15 protein-coding genes are annotated in these 18,747 nt (G+C 27.5%); 8 read left to right on the forward strand and 7 right to left on the reverse strand.

Features of this window, described 5'->3' with window-relative positions:
• Positions 1–37 precede the first annotated feature (37 nt).
• The 3 genes from U880_RS0108630 (at position 38) to U880_RS0108640 (ending at position 4,723) form a co-directional block, all read left to right on the forward strand.
• The gene (locus U880_RS0108630) at positions 38–1,888 is read left to right on the forward strand and encodes a putative glycoside hydrolase (protein ID WP_038359704.1); all 1,851 of its coding nucleotides are present in this window, start codon (positions 38–40) and stop codon (positions 1,886–1,888) included.
• Between the two features lie 51 nt (positions 1,889–1,939).
• Entirely contained in the window at positions 1,940–2,890 is a 951-nt protein-coding gene (locus tag U880_RS0108635) for a calcium/sodium antiporter (protein ID WP_038359707.1), read from the forward strand.
• A 75-nt stretch (positions 2,891–2,965) separates the two neighbouring features.
• Positions 2,966–4,723 carry a hypothetical protein gene (locus U880_RS0108640; RefSeq protein ID WP_024655629.1) on the forward strand — a complete coding sequence of 586 codons (1,758 nt, stop codon included), beginning with the start codon at positions 2,966–2,968 and terminating at the stop codon, positions 4,721–4,723.
• Positions 4,724–4,727: 4 nt separating this feature from the next.
• Here U880_RS0108640 and U880_RS11535 read toward each other — a convergent pair whose 3' ends face one another.
• A complete protein-coding gene (locus U880_RS11535) occupies positions 4,728–4,895 on the reverse strand; it encodes a hypothetical protein (protein ID WP_011772118.1) in 168 nt (55 codons plus the stop codon).
• Between the two features lie 73 nt (positions 4,896–4,968).
• Between U880_RS11535 and U880_RS0108650 the strand changes: the two genes are divergently transcribed.
• Positions 4,969–6,564, forward strand: coding sequence for a hypothetical protein (locus U880_RS0108650; protein ID WP_024655630.1), 1,596 nt, complete (start codon positions 4,969–4,971; stop codon positions 6,562–6,564).
• Here the strand turns inward: U880_RS0108650 and alr are convergent.
• From alr to U880_RS0108670, 4 genes are all read right to left on the reverse strand, one after another.
• The gene (alr, locus tag U880_RS0108655) at positions 6,556–7,659 is read right to left on the reverse strand and encodes an alanine racemase (RefSeq protein WP_200862221.1); all 1,104 of its coding nucleotides are present in this window, start codon (positions 7,657–7,659) and stop codon (positions 6,556–6,558) included. The genes U880_RS0108650 and alr overlap by 9 nt on opposite strands.
• A 102-nt stretch (positions 7,660–7,761) precedes the next feature.
• On the reverse strand, positions 7,762–8,178 hold the full coding sequence (locus tag U880_RS0108660; protein ID WP_024655632.1) for a hypothetical protein: 417 nt from the start codon (positions 8,176–8,178) through the stop codon (positions 7,762–7,764).
• A 3-nt stretch (positions 8,179–8,181) separates the two neighbouring features.
• Positions 8,182–8,607, reverse strand: coding sequence for a hypothetical protein (locus U880_RS0108665; protein WP_024655633.1), 426 nt, complete (start codon positions 8,605–8,607; stop codon positions 8,182–8,184).
• 32 nt (positions 8,608–8,639) lie between these two features.
• The gene (locus tag U880_RS0108670; RefSeq protein WP_024655634.1) at positions 8,640–9,773 is read right to left on the reverse strand and encodes an LIC_12708 family protein; all 1,134 of its coding nucleotides are present in this window, start codon (positions 9,771–9,773) and stop codon (positions 8,640–8,642) included.
• A 63-nt stretch (positions 9,774–9,836) separates the two neighbouring features.
• Here U880_RS0108670 and secA point away from each other — a divergent pair, with 63 nt between their 5' ends.
• Positions 9,837–12,533 (forward strand): preprotein translocase subunit SecA, encoded by a 2,697-nt coding sequence (gene secA / locus U880_RS0108675; RefSeq protein ID WP_024655635.1) that lies wholly within the window; start codon positions 9,837–9,839, stop codon positions 12,531–12,533.
• Between the two features lie 14 nt (positions 12,534–12,547).
• Positions 12,548–13,159 carry a superoxide dismutase gene (locus U880_RS0108680; protein WP_024655636.1) on the forward strand — a complete coding sequence of 204 codons (612 nt, stop codon included), beginning with the start codon at positions 12,548–12,550 and terminating at the stop codon, positions 13,157–13,159.
• A 119-nt stretch (positions 13,160–13,278) separates the two neighbouring features.
• On the opposite strand, the gene nagB is transcribed toward U880_RS0108680, so the two are convergent.
• Positions 13,279–14,082: a glucosamine-6-phosphate deaminase gene (nagB, locus tag U880_RS0108685; RefSeq protein WP_024655637.1), complete on the reverse strand. Its 804-nt coding sequence runs from the start codon at positions 14,080–14,082 to the stop codon at positions 13,279–13,281.
• A gap of 32 nt (positions 14,083–14,114) precedes the next feature.
• Positions 14,115–15,320: an N-acetylglucosamine-6-phosphate deacetylase gene (gene nagA / locus U880_RS0108690; protein ID WP_024655638.1), complete on the reverse strand. Its 1,206-nt coding sequence runs from the start codon at positions 15,318–15,320 to the stop codon at positions 14,115–14,117.
• A 171-nt stretch (positions 15,321–15,491) separates the two neighbouring features.
• Here nagA and fliD point away from each other — a divergent pair, with 171 nt between their 5' ends.
• Positions 15,492–17,492 (forward strand): flagellar filament capping protein FliD, encoded by a 2,001-nt coding sequence (gene fliD, locus U880_RS0108695; protein WP_024655639.1) that lies wholly within the window; start codon positions 15,492–15,494, stop codon positions 17,490–17,492.
• A gap of 127 nt (positions 17,493–17,619) precedes the next feature.
• On the forward strand, positions 17,620–18,624 hold the full coding sequence (locus U880_RS0108700; protein WP_024655640.1) for a flagellin N-terminal helical domain-containing protein: 1,005 nt from the start codon (positions 17,620–17,622) through the stop codon (positions 18,622–18,624).
• Positions 18,625–18,747 lie beyond the last annotated feature (123 nt).

Below are 18,747 nucleotides of genomic sequence, written 5' to 3' on the forward strand. Positions count from 1 at the left end.
TTTAAATCTATTTTAAAAAAGGTTGGATGTTGTTTGTATGAGGCTTAATACATGCTTAATGTTTTTCTATATAATTTGTTTGTTATTTTCTTATTTTTTTTTATGTTTTCATTTACATTCATTAAATGAGAATAGGTATTTTAAAAATAGTGATTTCTTTTTTGTTCATAAGGGTGCTTTATATAAAAAGCGCAATAATGGGATATTTAAAATTGAGACTAAGGGAATAGAGACTAGATGGATATATCCATTTAAGAATCCTGTACCTAAAAGGATAACTTCTATTTATGAAGATTTTTATTCTTCAAATTCTCTTTTAACAACAAGTGATGCTGTTTATGTTTCTCATAATTATTTTAAAAATTTTATAAAATTAGTTGATACTGAAAAATTTAATAGAAATTCTTATATTACAGCAAGTGCATTGTCTCGAGGAGAGTATAAACGTATTGCTGTTGGTACTTCTAACAGCGGACTTTATATCAGTATTAATAATAATTTAGATTTTAAAAGCTTAAATTCTCTAATTTCTAAGACATATTTGGGCGCTGGTTATTATGATATTATTAGTTCGATAGAATTTTCAAAAAATAGTGAGAGTGAATTGTATTGTTCTTATGGAATTTATGGAGATATTGTTTTAATTAATATAGTTTCAGGGGTTATTAAAAAATTAGATTTTCCATTTAAAAAACAGATAGTTCGTATTATTGATTTATCTGATGACAATATAGAAAAACTCTTGGTTGGAACTTATGATAATCATTTTTATTTATATGTTAATGGAAAGTGGATTTTTGATAGTCAATTTTCTATTTATGAAAGTAATTATCTTCAAAAATCAAAGAGAATCAATCTTGCGTCTAATAGGGGTGCAATTTATTTGACAGCTTATACTCTTCGAAATAAAACAGCTGTTGATGAGAGATTTGAGTTTATTAAGAAATTAGGTATGAATGCTGTTATTATTGATTTTAAAAATGATAGTGGTATCTTAACTTATGCAAGTCAGCTAGAATTGCCGAATAAAATGAATGCGGTTAAAAAATTAATAGATGTTCCTTATATTTTAAAAAAGGCAAAAGAATTGGGAATATATGTTATTGCTCGTGTTGTTGTCTTTAAAGATTCAAAATTTTATTTACATAATAATTGTGAGTATGCTCTTTGGAATAAAAAAACCAATCGTCCTTGGGGAAATGTTGTAAGAGTCATGAATGGTAATTCTTTTAAATTGATACAAAAAGAACATTGGGTAGATCTTTTTTCAAAAAATACTTGGGATTATAATTTAGATATTGCACAAGAAATTCAGTTGCTTGGAGTTGATGAGATTCAATTTGATTATATTAGATTCCCAACAGATGGACCTGTATCTCTTATAGCTTCAAGATTTAACAAATATGAAATGAGGGCAATTGATGCTCTTGAATCTTTTTTAATTTTGGCTAGGGAAAAAATTTCTATTCCTATTTCTATTGATATTTACGGCAATAATGGATGGTTTGTTACTAATAGTATTGGTCAAAACATTTCTATGATATCAGATTATGTTGATGTTATCTCTCCCATGTTTTATCCTTCACATTATACTAATGATTTTTTGAAGAATGATTTATATTATACTACCAGGGCTTATAAAATTTATAAAGAGGGGAGTAATAGGGCGTTTGTGTTTTCTTTGGGTAAAGTTATAATTAGACCTTACGTTCAGGCTTTTTTGCTTGGTTCAGAACGTATTGTGAGTGAAGAGGTTTATTTGCAATATTTTTTTCATCAATTACAAGGTGTCAAAGAGTCTTTGGGTAATGGTTTTAGTTTATGGAATGCATCTAATATTTATTATATGGTTAAGAGTAATTTAAACAAATTTTTGGGTTTCTCTTAATATAATTTGTGCTAGGAGATTTATGTGACGTATATTTATTTTGTTTGTTTAATGTTAGGTATATTTTTGTTATATCTTGGTGGTAATTATCTCTTAAAGAGTGCTGTTAATATTGCTACTTATTTTAAAGTTCCCAATCTTTTAATAGGTGTTATAATAGTCTCTCTATCAACAAGTGCCCCAGAGCTTTTTACAAGTTTGATAGCATCGTTTAAGCAAAAAAATGAGATTATTGTTTCTAATGTCATTGGTAGTAATATTATCAATATATTGCTAGCACTTTCTTTAACAGGTTGTTTTTTGAAAATCAAAACAGATTTTAAAAGACTTAAGTTTTCTTTTATGATGTTATTTTTATTGATGTTTCTTTTATTGTTGCTTTCTTTTGATTTTAGTTCTCTTTCTTTTTTTAAAGTACCTTATCATAGGACCAGTTCGTTGATAATTTTATTTGTATTTATATCTTATTTATTTTTATTTTATAGAGAAGAAAAAAAGTATAATGTTATTGCACAGGATTTAAATAATCTTAATTGTGATTATGGATTTAAGTTTTTATTTTTAAATATTATGTTTTTATTTTTAAGTGTGTATTTTTTATATTTAGGTTCGAAGTTATTGATAGATAATTCAATATATATTGCGCATAATATTTTTCATGTTAGTGAGAAAGTTATTGGAATTATTTTTGTTGCTTTTGGAACCAGTATACCAGAGCTTGTTGTTTCACTTTTTGCAATAATTAAAAAAGAATCAGATATTGCTCTTGGTAATATTATTGGCAGTAACATATTTAATATTGGATTTATTTTATCTAGTAGTAGTTTTATAAGTCCAGTACTGATGAGTGATATTTATTTTGTTGATTTTGGTATTATGTTTGCTATATCTTTGATTTTGTTATTTGTAGTTAAAGTCAGAGGGGTTTTTGATAGGGCTCCTTCTATTGTTTTTTTATTTTTGTATATTTTATATAATGTGTATTTATTTGGTGTTTATTAATTTTATTAAATTTATCAATGTGTTATTATGAATTATGTTTTATTGTTTTTTATATGAGGAGATTAGAAATATAAGATGAAAAAGTTGCCCGAAATTTTTTATCTGAATGATAAAGAAGTGGATATTTTAATTTCCCAAATAGGAATTTCTTCAGATACGCAAAAAATGATTTTACGAGTTATTTTGGAATGTAAAAACAATGTTATAGCTTATTCTAAGTTTGTTGAAGATTATTCTGTTAAAATACGCTCTCTTAAGGGAGAATTGGATTTTTTATTTCGTAAACTTTATGAAGTTAAGAGAGGAATCATTGTTAATCAGGTTACATCTAATGGGGAATTGTTACCTGCTAAAATAATAATAACAGATGAGAATAGTAGTGATTTTTATTATTATGCTATTGAAGATTTGTTTTTAAAGCATTATGTGGGAATAGAATTTTTTAGTAATTTGCTTACGATTAAAAATATAGATAAAAATTTGTTAGCTTTTGAGAGAGAATTTGTTGTTCTTAGAAATGAAGATATTAATTTTAAATATTTTCAAGAAAATGCTTCATTAAATAAGATATTGATACTAGATTCTTTGATCATTCCTTCAAGACAAGCATTGTATTTTGTTGAATTTATGAAAAAAATTTTATTTAGAACAGCTTCTAACAGAGTAGTTAAAGATGTTTTTATTAGAGCTAGAAATTTGAAGATTAGTGAGTATGATCGAATTTTAGATGAGGGTGTTAATGGTGTTGGAGTTGCTTATAATCTTCTTTTGGGTATTTTAGAAAATAAAGAGGAGATTTTAAATAAGAAAGGCGTTAATATTTCTAAACATTATTTTACCTTTTTAGAGGTATTAAGTATTTATATTGCTAATGAAAAAAAATTAGAAGAACTTAAAAATTTAGAAAATATTAAAATTGATGAAACTTTAAAATCGATTGAAAAAGCAATAGAGTTTAAAGCCGGATTTATTAATATAGAGGAATTTAAAAGTATTCTTCAAGAGCATGCTGATGAATTATCTGATGCTGAACGTTTTTTTAATATAGCTAATGGATACTTTTTTGAATCCAATATTAAGGGTTCTTTGCCTAGAATATTTAATATTAAACGTGATATGTATTTATATAAGTCATGTGCTTATTCTATCTTTTTAAAAGAATTTGATCAAATTGTAATTGATGTTAAAGATAAATTGAGAAATGAATTTACAAAGATGCTTAATAATGGTAAAAATTCTTCTGTTATTTTTACAGAAGAGGGTCTTGAGAAGATGTTATCTGAATTTATTGCTAATTATGATTTAAATGATTATTGCTTAAAAAATAAAGTTGCATTTCTTGATTTTATTGTATCTCATTATAGGCGAGTTGCTAAAACTCAAAATATACAGACTCAAATTAAGGATATAATAAAAAATGAAGCCGCTAAATATTTTAAGAATAGTAATACATTCTTGCCACTTTATAAAATTTATAAAATTGATTTGTCTAGTATTTTAGATTTTGCTTATAAAGATTTATCCTTGTTAAGGAGAATTGTGTTATTTTTGACTGGAAAATATCAAAGCTATAAAGAAGCTTTATCTAGATTAAATTCTAAGGTGATACTTAATAATCATGTTGGAGGACTTTTTGATCCAAATGAAAGAGTAAAAAGACAGCTAGATAAGAGGCGCAAACAAAGAGAGGAGATAAAAGAACAGATTAGAAATTCCTATTCCAAAAAAGGTAAAGGAACCTCTAATAAAGGACAGACAGTAAGTAGAGTTTATAGTAAAAGTGAACAGGACGAAGCTTGGTTAAAATTTGAAGATAAATTGAATAAAAAATGATTATTTAAAATAAATCTTTAGGTCTTCTTGCTGTATTTTTTGAAGTTTGGCATTCTGCATAGTGCTTTATTTTACCATTTTCAAATTTAGATTTCATTATAATTTTTCCGCCCCATCTACTTAATAATTCTTTAGAACCACTTCTTTGTGCATTTTTGGAAATTTTTGCCATATTAACACCTCATTGTATTAGTTTATTGTATAATAAATCTATCAAAATAAGGTTAATTTATCAAGGAATGGTTATGTTTTTGATAATGTTTTTTGTAGTTTATACTCTTTTTTCAGAAGAAATTTATTATAAATTTGTTGATTATGATGTTGATTATAAAATAATTGGAAAATATGAAATTAATAAGGAAGATGCTGAAGAGGAGTATGGGTATAGATTTACTTATAATGATGGCAAACTTGTAGTTATTGATTATATTGGAAAGCTTAGTATTTTAATGCCTTCTTTTTTTGGTACAAATCAGGTAAAAATAGAACATTTTAAAGATATAGAGAGAAGATTGTTTTTAAATAGAGGCTTTGCTGCTAAAAATTTGAAAGATGTTTATGTTGAACAAATAGAATATTTATCAAATGGTAGACCCAAGAGTATTTTTAATTATAATAAGTCTGATGAAATTATAAGAGATAAGTATGGAGTTGCTTATTATCATTTTGTTTATAATGATGATGGTAGTTTTTATGTTTATAGGTTTAGTGAGGTTGGTTTTCAAATTAAGGATTTAAATGATGTTTATTATACTAAAATTATTTATGAGAATTCTAATCGTACAAAAACAGTTTTATATTATGATGGTAATAATTATAATATAAAGGCTAAGAATGGGATTTATGGTTTTAAATTGACTTATGATAGTGAACATAATATTGTTAAAGAAGAATACTTAGATGAAGGGTTTTCTCTATCTTCAAATCCTTTTTCTGTTGCAGTAAAGACATATCGTTATGATTCAAGTGGTAATCTTATTGAAGTTGTAAATTATGATGTTAAGAATAATTTAACCCCTGATGAGAATAATGTGGCAATATATAGGTATGATTATAATTTAAAAGAAAAAGATTATTGTTGTAGAGAATATAATTATGATGCTAATAATAATTTGACCGTTAGTCAAAATGGTTATGCCATGAGGAAAATCATTTTTTATATACAAAATAATGAAAAGAGAATAATAAATTATAGTAATAAGATAAATAAGAATTATGATAGTGCTGTTCCTGTTAGTTATGAGGAAAAATATGAGATAATGGATAATTTTAAAGGTATTGCGGTTTATAGTTATAAATATGATAATAAATTTTATTTAATAGAGAGACTTTTTTTTGATAAAAATTTCAATTTAGTTAGTGATTCTAATGGTGTTATGATTTATAAATATGCTTATAATGAAGATGGACTTCTTGAATCTCAAGAACATTATGGAGATTTTGATAATCCTATAAGTGATATTGTGGGTGTTTTTAGATACAAGTTTTTGTATGATATTAATGGCAATGTCATATTGAAGAGTAATTATTCTAAAAATGGGACTTTAGTTGCAGATGAAAATGCTGTTTTTGAATATGCTTATGAGTATGATAAACAAAATCGGCTAATTAGTCAGAAAAATTTTGGTAATTTAGGTCAATTGCAAGATGATATTTATGGTGTTAGCATGTATAAGTATGAATATAATAAATTTGGTAAAATTTCGAAAAAAACAAATCATGGTCCAGATTTAAGATTGAGAGATAATATTGGGGGTATTTCAATTTATAAATGGATATATAATAGTAAAGGTGATTTAATTGATTTTCAAAAATTTGATTCTTTAGGTAATTTAATATAAGTATTTTTTTTTCTCATTTTTTCCAATAGAACAAAGTAGTTCATATGTACTTCTGCCAGATTCTTTACTAAGTATATCTAAGCTTAATCTTTCAGAAACTATTTCTACTTCGTCTCCTATATTGATTTTTAGATCTTTAGGTATTTCTATGATAGAAATGTTCATACATATTTTCCCTCTAATAAAACATTTTTTATCTTTTATTATGCAATAAAAATTTTTAGATGTATTTTGTGGGATTCCATCAAAGTATCCAACTGGTATCAGTCCAATTTGCATATCTTCTTTTGCTTTAAAGAGACCAGAATACGATATTTGGTCTCCTTTTTTGATATTTTTAATAAATATTATTTTTGAGTATAAATTTAGTACAGGCTTTAGTTTTAAGTTATTGTTTTGGTTGTTTGGATTTGGATGATATCCATATAAAATAAGGCCTGGCCTTATCATATTAAATTTTTCACTTATTTTATAGCTTGTTATGTGTCCTGAGTTGGAAATGTGAATAAATTTTGGATTTATATTTTTATTTTTAAGTTCATTTATGAGATAATCAAATTTTTTGCTTTGTGTTTGCGTAATTTTTGTGTTTTCTGTTGTTGGTAAATGTGTGCAAATTCCTTCAAATTCGACCAATTTTGAATCTTGGATTTTAGTTGCTAGATTTAAAGCATTTTCTGTTTTGATTCCATATCTGTTCATTCCTACATCCACTTTTAAATGAACTTTGATTTTCTTATTTTGCCTTTTACATTCTTTTTCTATTAATGATAAGTATTGAGAGTCAGCAACAAAAGGTGTAATTTCAAAATTTACCAGATTTTTTATTGCATTTTTATTTATATTATTGATATAGAGTAGTATGTTTGAATTTTTATCGATTTTCCGAAGTTTTATAGCGTCATATATTGAAAAAAGACCAAAATAATTTATATCTTTTTCTTTGAAAAATTTAAATGTTTGAATAAGTCCATGTCCGTAAGCATCTGCTTTTAGTGTTGCTACTAATTCTTTTTTGTGAACATGGCTTTTAATTGTAATTAAATTATGTTCTAAATTTTTAAAATTTATTATTATTTCTTTATATTTTGTCATTTTGTACATTATATTAAATATCTACAAAATTTACATTTATACTTTGGAATTTATTTAAATTGTTTGATTGATGTAAAGCATTGTATATTACCTTTGTTAGGTTTAAAGAAAAGGAATCCTTGGTGCAAAAAAATGAATTATTCCGATAATTAATGCTAGTATTCCTATCAATTTTTTATTGCTTTCAACTAATGATTGGAATTTTCCATATTCTTTGTTGTTTTGAAGAGTTATAGGCATCTTCTGATTTAAAAATAAGATGAAACCAATAAGAAATAAACTGATGGCAGGAAATAAATTTCCAATTATTGGTAAATCATAGGGGATAATTATTTCCAATATACTTACTGCTATAAAAATTGTACCAAAAATACTTCTTGTAGCTTTATTATTGTTAATTGCATTGACAAATTCGTCAAAGATAATTAAACACTTAAGCTTGTCTCTTAAAGTTGGAAATGCTAGTACTATTCCTCCTAAAATATTAAGTAAAACAGATATAAAATATATTTGTAACATCTCTTATCCTCCAAGATCTAATCTTTTATTAAAATATGCCTTGTAGCCCTTTTGAGTTATTAGCATTATATTTAACAAACTTTCATTCTTATATGCAACATTAGTATATAACGTATAGTTAATCTTGTCTATGTAAATCATATTATTTTCAATAAGTTTATTATCTAAGTATAATTCTATATTGGCTTTACCAAAATATTTGATGTCATTATTTTGTATATTAATTTTAAGATATAAATTTTTATTTTTTATTTTATGTTCTATTGTAATTTTAAGATTATGTTTATTTTCTATTTTTTGTAATTTGGGAATTATTATGACCTTAGTAGTAATTAATATGATTACAGAAATTATTCCAAGCATTAGTTTTTTTTTAAGGAGTTTTTTATTTTTTTCTTCTGTTTTGTATTCACAATTGTTATTTTTCATATATTTTGATAATAAATTGATAATAAATTATTTTATAATTTAAGTAATGTATTTAAATTCCACCAATAGACACTAACCCCGCTTTTCTCTGCATAAAGTATACTAAGTATTCCGTCTTTTGATAGACTTTCAGCAAGAAATTTAAGATTAGGTGGTTCAATTAGTATCATTTGTTCTTTTATTTTTCCTCTATTGTCTAATTTCCATATTAAAATATTAGACAGATTTTTCATATTAGTAGATGCTATTATTTTATTTTTTTGAATTCCAATGATATTGATAAAACTTTCTTGTTGATCATCTAATAAATTTTGCGGTAGCGTAATTTTGTTTTTTATTTCAAATTCTTTATTTTTATTTAAGCTCATTGTATAAAAGTGTTGATTTTTGATTCTGACCCCTAAATCATTAATGTTTTCATTTGTTCTAATGTTTTCATAGTATGTTGTCTTTGCATAAATAATTTTCTTATTGACTTCAAAAAATATTTTGTCTATTGATATATTATATTTTTTTTTCTCTTCTTCTGGTATTTGTAATATGTTTGTATTTATATATATCTTATAAAGAGGTGAGAGATCTTGATCGTAAGAATATATTATGTAACCTTCGTGATATATGGTTATTATTGCTATGTTATTTCCATCATCGATATTAATATCACAAACTTCTGGAAATGGCGTTCCATTATGTCCTTCTTGTCCCAGTATTGCTACAGATGAATCTTTATTTAAAATAAAGATTTGTGTAGAATATGCTATGTTTTCTTTTTCATCGAATTTAGATTTTGTATTGTCTATTTTATCTGATACTATAATAAAGTCTTTTGATGGATAGATAGCCTGAATATTTTCAAAGTTTACTTTTTTTATTTTCAGGTTGTCATTTGTTTTAAATATACCATTTTGGTAAGTTTGAATTAATTTTCCATAAGATGTAAAAATCATGAGCTTGTTTGCTTTTGTCTCTACAATATATACAAGACCGTTGTATGTTTTAATATCAAAGCTTGAATTTGTAAATTTGTTTGTAAGTGGTGTTATTTCTCCAGGTAATGTTCCAAATGGTATTTTAAATTGTTGTTCTCCAAGTTCGTTTAAAGTTTTAATGTTACATGATATAATTATAAAAAATATATTTAAATGAATTTTATAAAACTTTTTCATGTTTTAGATGTTATTATTTTAAATGGTTAAAAGTCAATTATTTTAGGAGTATTGATACCTAATATGTTAAGAGCGATATTTGAGGCGACTATTGGCTCAAAGAGCAAAAGGGATTTAAAAAGTTATCTTCCTGTTTTAAGAAATATTAATAAACTTGAATCTTGGACACTATCTTTGTTGGATGAGGATTTTTCAAGGGAAACAGAAAAATTCAAAAATGAACTTCAGAGTGGTAAGACTTTAGAAGATATTTTAGAGAGAGCATTTGCGCTCTCTAGGGAGGCTGCAAGAAGGCGACTTAAAGAGAGACCTTATGATGTTCAACTGATTGCTGGTCTTGCGCTTCATCAAGGTAAAATAATAGAAATGAAGACAGGAGAAGGTAAAACTTTGTCTTCTGTTCAGGCTGCTTATCTTAATAGTTTAACGGGTGATGGTGTTATTATTGTTACGGTTAATGATTATCTTGCAGAACGTGATTCAAATTGGATGAAACCTGTTTTTGATCTGTTGGGAGTGAGTGTTGGTGTTGTACTCTCTAATATGGATTCTTCTAGACGAAAGATAGAATATGGTAAAGATATTACCTATGTTACGAATAATGAGCTTGGATTTGATTATTTAAGAGATAATATGTGTTTTGATTTATCTCAGAAATCTTTGAAGAATTTTAATTATTGCATTATTGATGAAATTGATTCTATTTTAATAGATGAGGCTAGAACACCTTTAATTATTTCAGGTTCAACTGAAGGTGACACTAGTGCTTATCTTACTGTTAATTCTCTTGTTCCTCTTTTAAAAGAATGTTCTAAAGATCCAAAAACAGGAGATTATCCTTTAGAGATTGATGATCTTGATGGAGATTATACAGTTGATGAAAAGGCTAAAAGAATATCTTTTACCGTTAATGGATTAAATAATCTTGAACGGATTTTAGTTTCAAAAGGCATAATTCAAGGGTCTATGTATGTTGACTCTAATTTTAATTATGTTCATTATATGACACAGGCATTAAAGGCACATTTATTGTTTTTAAAGGATAGGGAATACATTGTTGGAGATTTTGGTGTTGAGATTGTTGATGAATTTACAGGTCGTGTTTTAAAAGGGCGAAGATATTCAGATGGTCTACATCAAGCTATTGAAGCTAAGGAAGGTGTTAGAGTTGCAAGTGAAAATAAGACTATGGCAACAATTACATTTCAAAATTTATTTAGGATGTTTAATAAGATTTCTGGTATGACTGGTACTGCAGATACAGAAGCGAAAGAGTTTCATAGGATATATGATCTTGATGTTGTAGTGGTACCTACTAATAAATTGGTTGCAAGAATAGATGAAGATGATATTATTTATTATACTGAGGAATTTAAGTTTAAAGCTATTACAGATGAAGTTTTTGAGGCTTATAAAAGAGGACAACCTGTTCTTGTTGGGACAGTTTCTATTGAAAAGTCTGAAACTTTATCTAATATGTTTAAAAATAGAGGCATTAAGCATGAAGTTTTAAATGCAAAGAATCATTTTCGTGAAGCATTAATTATTGCTGAAGCAGGGGCAAAATATTCTGTTACAATTGCAACTAATATGGCTGGTCGTGGTACTGATATTAAGCTTGGAGGTAATCTTGAACATAGAGTTCGTAAAAAATTTGGGACAGAAATAAGTCTTGATGATTTACAGAAAGCTATGCAGAGCGAGAGAGAGCAGTATCTTAAAGATTATGAAGAAGTTAAATCTCTTGGCGGACTTTATGTTATTGGTAGTGAGCGTCATGAGTCTCGAAGAATAGACAATCAGCTTAGAGGACGTGGGGGAAGACAGGGAGATCCTGGTAGATCAAGGTTTTATGTATCTCTTGAGGATGATTTGATGAGGCTTTTTGCAGGAGATAATTTAAGATCTCTTATGGGAAAACTTGGAATGGCTACAGGTGAACCCATTGCGCATTCTTTATTAACAAAATCTTTGGTTAATGCACAAAGGCGTGTAGAGGATCGAAATTTTGAAATTAGAAAACATCTCTTGGAGTATGATGATGTCATAACGAAACATAGGGAATTTATTTATTCTCAGAGAAATTTAATTCTTGCTGATGATAATCTTAAGGAACGTATTCTTATCTCTTTAAGAGAATATCTTGATTTTTTATTTGATCAAGTGAAAGGAGAGGTGGTTACAAGTTCTGTTTTAAATGAAATAAATTCAGTTTTTGCTTATATGATGGAAAGTGTTGGTTCTGTTGAGAAAATGAGTATTGCTGATTTAAAAGATAAGTTAATGGAAGTTGCTAGGTCTAATCTAGATATCAAAGAAGAGTTGATTGGTTCTGAACTTTTAAATGAATTTTTAAAATATGAATATTTGAGAAATATTGATTCTAAATTTCAAGAGCATCTTGCAAATCTTGATTCTTTAAGAGAGTCAGTTTATCTTAGATCTTATGCTAATAAAAATCCAATTACTGAATATAAGGAAGAAGGTTTTGCAATTTTTAGTGAACTTATTAAAGATATTAAGATAGAGACTTTAAGACGAACTTTGCAGGTGAAAATTGATGTTGATTCTAGTAATTATAAAAATAAAAAACCTAAAGATGTTCATGCTACTCATAAGGAGTTTACAGGTATTGTTTCTAGGGAAAGAGATAATTCGGTGGGGGTTCAAATCGTTAGAAATACTCCTAAGATTGGTAGAAATGAACCTTGTTATTGTGGAAGTAAAAAAAAATATAAAAATTGTCATGGAAAAAATTAAAAAGGGGGTGTGTTATGTTTAAATTACCAGAACTTGGTTATTCTTATGATGCTTTAGAGCCTTATATTGATGCTAAGACAATGGAAATTCATCATAGTAAGCATCATAATGCTTATACAGTAAATTTAAATTCTGTACTTGAAAAGACAAAGGTAAATTGTTCTAACGATATTGAAAGTATATTAAAAAATGTTCAGCGATTTCCAATTGAATTTCAAAAAGTTGTTAAAAATAATGCAGGTGGATATGCTAATCATAATTTGTATTTTAGGACTTTAAAACCTGGCAATAAAGATAATATTTTGAAAAATTTTGAAGAGCATGTAAATGCTACTTTTGGTAATCTTGATAATTTGAAGATGGCCTTAAAAGATTTAGCTGTTAGTATTTTTGGAAGTGGTTGGGCTTGGTTAGTTCTTTATTCAAATAGAGAGCTGCAAGTAATATCAAGACCAAATCAAGATAGTCCTTTGATGGAGGATTATAAGCCAATTTTAGGTATTGATGTTTGGGAACATGCTTATTATCTTAAATATCAAAATAGAAGAGCCGAATATATTGATGCATTTTTTAAGACATTAAATTGGGAAGAAATTTCGCGAATTTATAATGAAATCATAGAATAATTATAATTTTAATAGGTAAATATTTTTATTTTTTCAGAACTAGGATTAAATATAGACATATATTAGGTATATTTATATTTAATCCTAGTTCATTTTAATAATATGTCATTAAAATTTTTTTATAGCTCATTATTGTAATTGTGTTTTTCAATATCATTGAAATATTTGACTGTTCCAACCTTAAGTTCATATGTTGCAGCTTCATCTGATACTATAATTGCATTTTGATGTAACTGCAAAATGCTAATTGGCCACATGTGATTTACTCCTTTTTCAATGGCATGTTTTAGTGCTCTTGATTTGTTGTGTCCATTTACTATAATCATTACTTCTTTGGAATCCATGATTGTTCCTACTCCTACTGTTAAAGCACTTTTTGGGACTTTGTTGATGTCGTTTTCAAAAAATCTTGAATTTGCTATAATTGTGTCTTGAGTTAGTGTTTTAATTCTTGTCCTTGATTTAAGAGATGAGCCAGGTTCATTGAATGCAATGTGACCATCAGGTCCAATTCCTCCCACAAAAAGTGTAATTCCACCATAAGATTTAATTTTTTTCTCATATTTTTCACATTCATTTGTAAGATTGATAGCATTGCCATTTAGTATATTGATATTTTCTTTTTGGATGTTTATATGTGAAAAGAAATTGTTCCACATAAATGAATAGTAACTTTCAGGATGATTTTTATCAAGACCTATGTATTCGTCCATGTTGAATGTGACTACATTTTCAAATGATATTTTATTTAATTTGTTGAGTTCAATTAAATTTTGGTACATTCCAATTGGAGAACTGCCTGTTGGAAGTCCTAAAATGAATGGTTTTTCTTTTGTAGGTGCCCATTCTTTTATTTTTGTGGCTATATGATTAGCAGCCCATCTTGACATTTCATTATAAGTAGTTCTGATAATTAATCTCATTTGTTGCTCCTTGTATTTTTGAATTAATAACACTAAAGTTTGTTGAAAATTATTTTTGATTCTATCATTGTTAATTTTAGATTTAAGTCTTTGTCAAGAACATTTATATTTGCATCATACCCATGACATATTAGACCTTTTTTTTCAAGATTAATAATTCTTATCGGATTATATGAACTTGCTTGAATAGCATCGCTTAAACTGTATCCAAATTCTACTAAATTTTTAATTCCTTGTATCATTGTAAGCGCAGATCCTGCTATTGTATCACTCTCTACAATATAAAATAGGTTGTTGTTTTTAAGATATACTTTCTCTCCATTAGCTATTAATTCTCCAGATGGTTGTAGTGTTGGGGTTAATCCATCAGTTACAAGTACCAACTTGCTTATGTCTTTGAGTTTTCTAAGCATTAAAACAAGTTTTGGATGAACATGATGTCCATCAGCAATAATTTCACAAGATACATCTCCATGAATTAAGGCAGCTCCTATTGCATTTGGATTTCTATGGTCGAGTTTTGACATTGCATTAAAAAAATGAGTTGTATGAAGTATACCTACTTGAAAACCTTCTATCATATTTTCGTATTTTGCATTTGTATGTCCTGCTTGAAGTGTGATATTGTTTTCCATACAAAATATTGCAAGTTCCCTCATACCTTTAAGTTCAGGTGCAACCGTCATTGTGGCAATATTTGTCCTTTTTCTACCAAAAGAGTCTGTAAAAGTTCCTCCTGCTGCTTCTATAAATTTTTTCATGATTTCAATGCTTGGTTTTTGGAGATAGGAAGTAGGATGAGCTCCTTTTTTTTCGGGAGAAAAAAATGGTCCTTCAAGATGAAGTCCTAAAATTTTTGCACCCTTTTCTTTTCCTATTGCTTGTGTGCATGCTTTAATTGTTTCAATCATTTCTTCAGTTGGACGTGGATAGAGTGTTGGCAAAAATCCTACTACTCCGTGTTCTGCTAAATGTTCTGACATTTTGATAATAGAATTTGTTGAACATTGATCAGTTCCATATCCGTAAAATCCATGTATGTGATTATCATAAAGACCAGGTGTGATATAATTACCTTTAATGTCAATCATTTCATAATCTTGTAGTTCAAGTTTTTCAAGTCTGTCGGATGTTACGATATCAAAAATTTTATTTTCTCTAATCAGGACAGCTGAATTGTCTATTTTATCATTTCCTGTAAGTACAGATTTTGCGTTAAATAAACAAAAATTTGACATATGTGCTCTCCTATTAACTTAAATTTTACTATAAATAAGGATCTTTTTAAAAGATACTTATTTATTTATATTTAAAATTAGATTTTAATTGTTAACTTTAAAGTATAATATCATTTCTTATGTAATATCTATATGTTTTTATGTTAAACTTTCTACTTAAGAGGTGTTGTAATGTCTTCTGGATTTTTTGTTCCTGGTGTAGATAATAAATATAATACCAAAGAAATCCGTGAATCAATGCTTAAGCCTGATAAGGCTAAAATAGATTCTTCTGTGCAAAAGCTTGAAAGTTTAGAACAGGAAAAACGTGCTTGGCAAACAATTAATAAAAAGGTATCTGTTTTGAATTCTCTTGCAAAACAAATTACATCCCTTAATGGTCCTTTTAATTATATGTCGGGTAATTCTAGCAATAATGATATTCTGTCTGTTTCTGCTCGTTATGGGGCTAAAAATGAAAATTATAAAATCGATGTTAATCAAGTAGCAAGTTCTGATGTTTTCTTATCTGCAAATTTTAAACACAAAGAAATTAATATTCCTGCAGGAGAATATACATTTTTAGTTGGGAAAAAAGAAATTAAGATTAGAAATAATGGAGATCTTGAGTCTCTTGTTAGAGATGTTAATAATAGGGGTAAGGGATTTTTGTCTGCTAAAATTGTTAAGAGTGATAGTTCTGGGAATAGTAGGTTAATTTTGCAGTCTTTAAAGGAAGGTGAAAATAATAGACTTATTATGAAAGATGAAGCTTTAAATCTTGCTAAAAAAATAGGCATTTTAAGTGAGCTTACGACAAATTTTAGTCCAAATATAAGGGAAATTGTTAATAGTCAACAAAATAGTAGTAATAAAATTTTTCTTGATAAAGATGATATTGTTTTAGAGCCTCTTTCAGAGATTGCAATAAGTATTCCAGAAAATATTGAGATTAGTAAGGGAAGTAAAATTAAATTTGAAATTAAATATTATGATATGGATGATAAGGGTATTTTAAATGAAATAGTTTTTAATCCTGGTGAGGCTACATTTGAGGGTGCTAAAGTTGAAGGTGAGGATAGTATTATTAATCTTGAATCTGATTATAAGCCTTTTTTAAAAGAAAAAAAATATATTCAAATGAATATGATTAAGATTCACAGTGGTACAGGTTCCTTAGAATTACCTCCAATCAATGTTGCAAGTGATTTTGAAAAGGTTGAAGTTGAAGTTGGGGCTCTTTTAGATTTAAAGGAGATTAATATTGAAAATAAATTAAATAATAAGGCTTTTGTTATTCGAAATATTGAAGTATTTGATCCAAAAAACAGAGATGGTCATTTGCCAATTAATGCCAAAAGCTTTGCAGAGAATGCGAAAGTGAAGTTTGATGGTGTTGATGTTGAGCGAGATTCAAATACTATTAATGATTTAATACCAAATGTTACATTAAATTTAAAACAGTCATCAGATGATACTGTTGTTGTGCGTGTTGAACCTGATTATGAGGGGATTAAGAAACTTTTGTTAGATTTTTTAATTGCCTATAATGAAGTTTTGGCTGGAATTAATATTGTAAGTTTGAATGAAGATAATGTGGATAGTCAAAAGCCAGATGTATTAGAGGAATGGTCTTATTTGAATGAAGAGGAAAAGGAAGAGGCTTATAAAAATTTGGGAATTCTTAGAAGTGAGTTTACACTGAAAAATTTTAAATCAAAATTAGAATCAATCATTTTTAATGTTTATAAAACAAATGATCCTAATTTTTCGCTTATTAATCAGATAGGGGTTTTTACTAATTCTATGTCTGTATCAGAAGGATTTTCACGTTATTTAAAACTTGATGAGAAGAAATTTAATGAGGTTCTACAAAGTAACATTAGTTCAGTTAAAGAGTTTTTTGCGTTTGATTTTAATGATGATAGAATTTATGATGATGGGCTTGCTAAGGTGCTTGGTGATTATTTGTCTCTTTTAATAGGTGCTGGGGGATTTATTTATAATAAGATAAAAAGTTATGATTTTAGAATTCCCAATCAAAAAAATGTGGTTGAAGATTATAAAAAGAAATATGAAGAGAGAGAAAGAAAGGTTGAAGGAGAACTTAATACTTTGGATTTTACTGTAAAGCGAATGAAAGAACAGGAAGAAATTCTTAAGTCTTTAAATTTATATAGACAAAACAAGTAACAAATTTAATTTAAATTAATATTGTATTTATTTTTTTCTTGTTTTTGTGATATCCTTTTAAAAAGACGACAAATGGATTTGTCGAAAACATCAAAATTATATTAATTTATCACGGAGGAAATGATATATGATCATAAATCATAATACGTCAGCTATAAATGCTTCAAGAAATAATGCTATTAATGTTGCTAATCTTAGCAAAACTCAAGAGAAACTTTCTAGTGGGCATAGAATTAATCGTGCATCTGATGATGCTGCTGGTATGGGTGTTGCTGGAAAAATTAATGCTCAAATTAGAGGATTATCCCAAGCTTCAAGAAATACTTCAAAGGCGATAAATTTTATTCAAACAACAGAAGGAAATTTGGATGAAGTAGAAAAAGTGTTGGTAAGAATGAAAGAGCTTGCTGTTCAATCTGGTAATGGTACATATTCAGATGCAGACAGAGGTTCTATTCAGATTGAAATTGAGCAACTTACAGATGAGATCAATAGAATTGCTGATCAGGCACAATATAACCATATGCATATGTTATCTAATAGATCAGCTGCTGAGCATGTAAAAACAGCTGAAGAGCTTGGAATGCAACCTGTAAAGATTAATACACCAGCATCATTATCTGGCTCACAGGCTTCATGGACATTAAGAGTACATGTTGGTGCAAATCAAGATGAAGCAATTGCTGTTAATATTTATGCAGCTAATGTTGCAAATCTTTTTTCAGGTGAGGGTGCTCAACAAGTAGCTCCAGCTCAAGAGGGTGCACAACAAGAAGGAGCACAAGCAACTCCTCCAGCAGCAGCTCCAACTCAAGGTGGGGTTAACTCTCCAGTTAATGTTACAACTGCTGTTGATGCTAATGTGTCACTTACAAAAATAGAAGATGCTATTAGAATGGTAACTGATCAAAGAGCAAATCTTGGTGCTTTCCAAAACAGACTTGAATCTATTAAGGCTAGCACAGAGTATGCTATTGAAAATTTAAAAGCGTCTTATGCTCAAATTAAAGATGCAGCAATGACAGATGAAATTGTAGCATCTACAACAAATAGTATTTTGACACAGTCTGCAATGGCTATGATTGCACAAGCAAATCAAGTGCCTCAATATATATTGTCCTTGCTTAGATAAATTTGATTTTTTAATAAGGGTCTGTTAGAGGACCCTTATTTTTATTTGTGTCAATTGAAATTTGATATTTAAGTGCGATAATATTGCTTTATGTAAAATTATGTTTTAATATTAGGAGTTTGC

This window comes from Borrelia hispanica CRI, assembly GCF_000500065.1.
Classification (GTDB): Bacteria; Spirochaetota; Spirochaetia; order Borreliales; family Borreliaceae; genus Borrelia; species Borrelia hispanica.

Coding starts and splice junctions, on each gene's coding strand:
- U880_RS0108630 (WP_038359704.1), top strand. CDS start 38: ATGAGGCTTAATACATGCTTAATGTTTTTCTATATAATTTGTTTGTTA.
- U880_RS0108635 (WP_038359707.1), top strand. CDS start 1,940: ATGTTAGGTATATTTTTGTTATATCTTGGTGGTAATTATCTCTTAAAG.
- U880_RS0108640 (WP_024655629.1), top strand. CDS start 2,966: ATGAAAAAGTTGCCCGAAATTTTTTATCTGAATGATAAAGAAGTGGAT.
- U880_RS11535 (WP_011772118.1), bottom strand. CDS start 4,895: ATGGCAAAAATTTCCAAAAATGCACAAAGAAGTGGTTCTAAAGAATTA.
- U880_RS0108650 (WP_024655630.1), top strand. CDS start 4,969: ATGTTTTTGATAATGTTTTTTGTAGTTTATACTCTTTTTTCAGAAGAA.
- alr (WP_200862221.1), bottom strand. CDS start 7,659: ATGACAAAATATAAAGAAATAATAATAAATTTTAAAAATTTAGAACAT.
- U880_RS0108660 (WP_024655632.1), bottom strand. CDS start 8,178: ATGTTACAAATATATTTTATATCTGTTTTACTTAATATTTTAGGAGGA.
- U880_RS0108665 (WP_024655633.1), bottom strand. CDS start 8,607: ATGAAAAATAACAATTGTGAATACAAAACAGAAGAAAAAAATAAAAAA.
- U880_RS0108670 (WP_024655634.1), bottom strand. CDS start 9,773: ATGAAAAAGTTTTATAAAATTCATTTAAATATATTTTTTATAATTATA.
- secA (WP_024655635.1), top strand. CDS start 9,837: ATGTTAAGAGCGATATTTGAGGCGACTATTGGCTCAAAGAGCAAAAGG.
- U880_RS0108680 (WP_024655636.1), top strand. CDS start 12,548: ATGTTTAAATTACCAGAACTTGGTTATTCTTATGATGCTTTAGAGCCT.
- nagB (WP_024655637.1), bottom strand. CDS start 14,082: ATGAGATTAATTATCAGAACTACTTATAATGAAATGTCAAGATGGGCT.
- nagA (WP_024655638.1), bottom strand. CDS start 15,320: ATGTCAAATTTTTGTTTATTTAACGCAAAATCTGTACTTACAGGAAAT.
- fliD (WP_024655639.1), top strand. CDS start 15,492: ATGTCTTCTGGATTTTTTGTTCCTGGTGTAGATAATAAATATAATACC.
- U880_RS0108700 (WP_024655640.1), top strand. CDS start 17,620: ATGATCATAAATCATAATACGTCAGCTATAAATGCTTCAAGAAATAAT.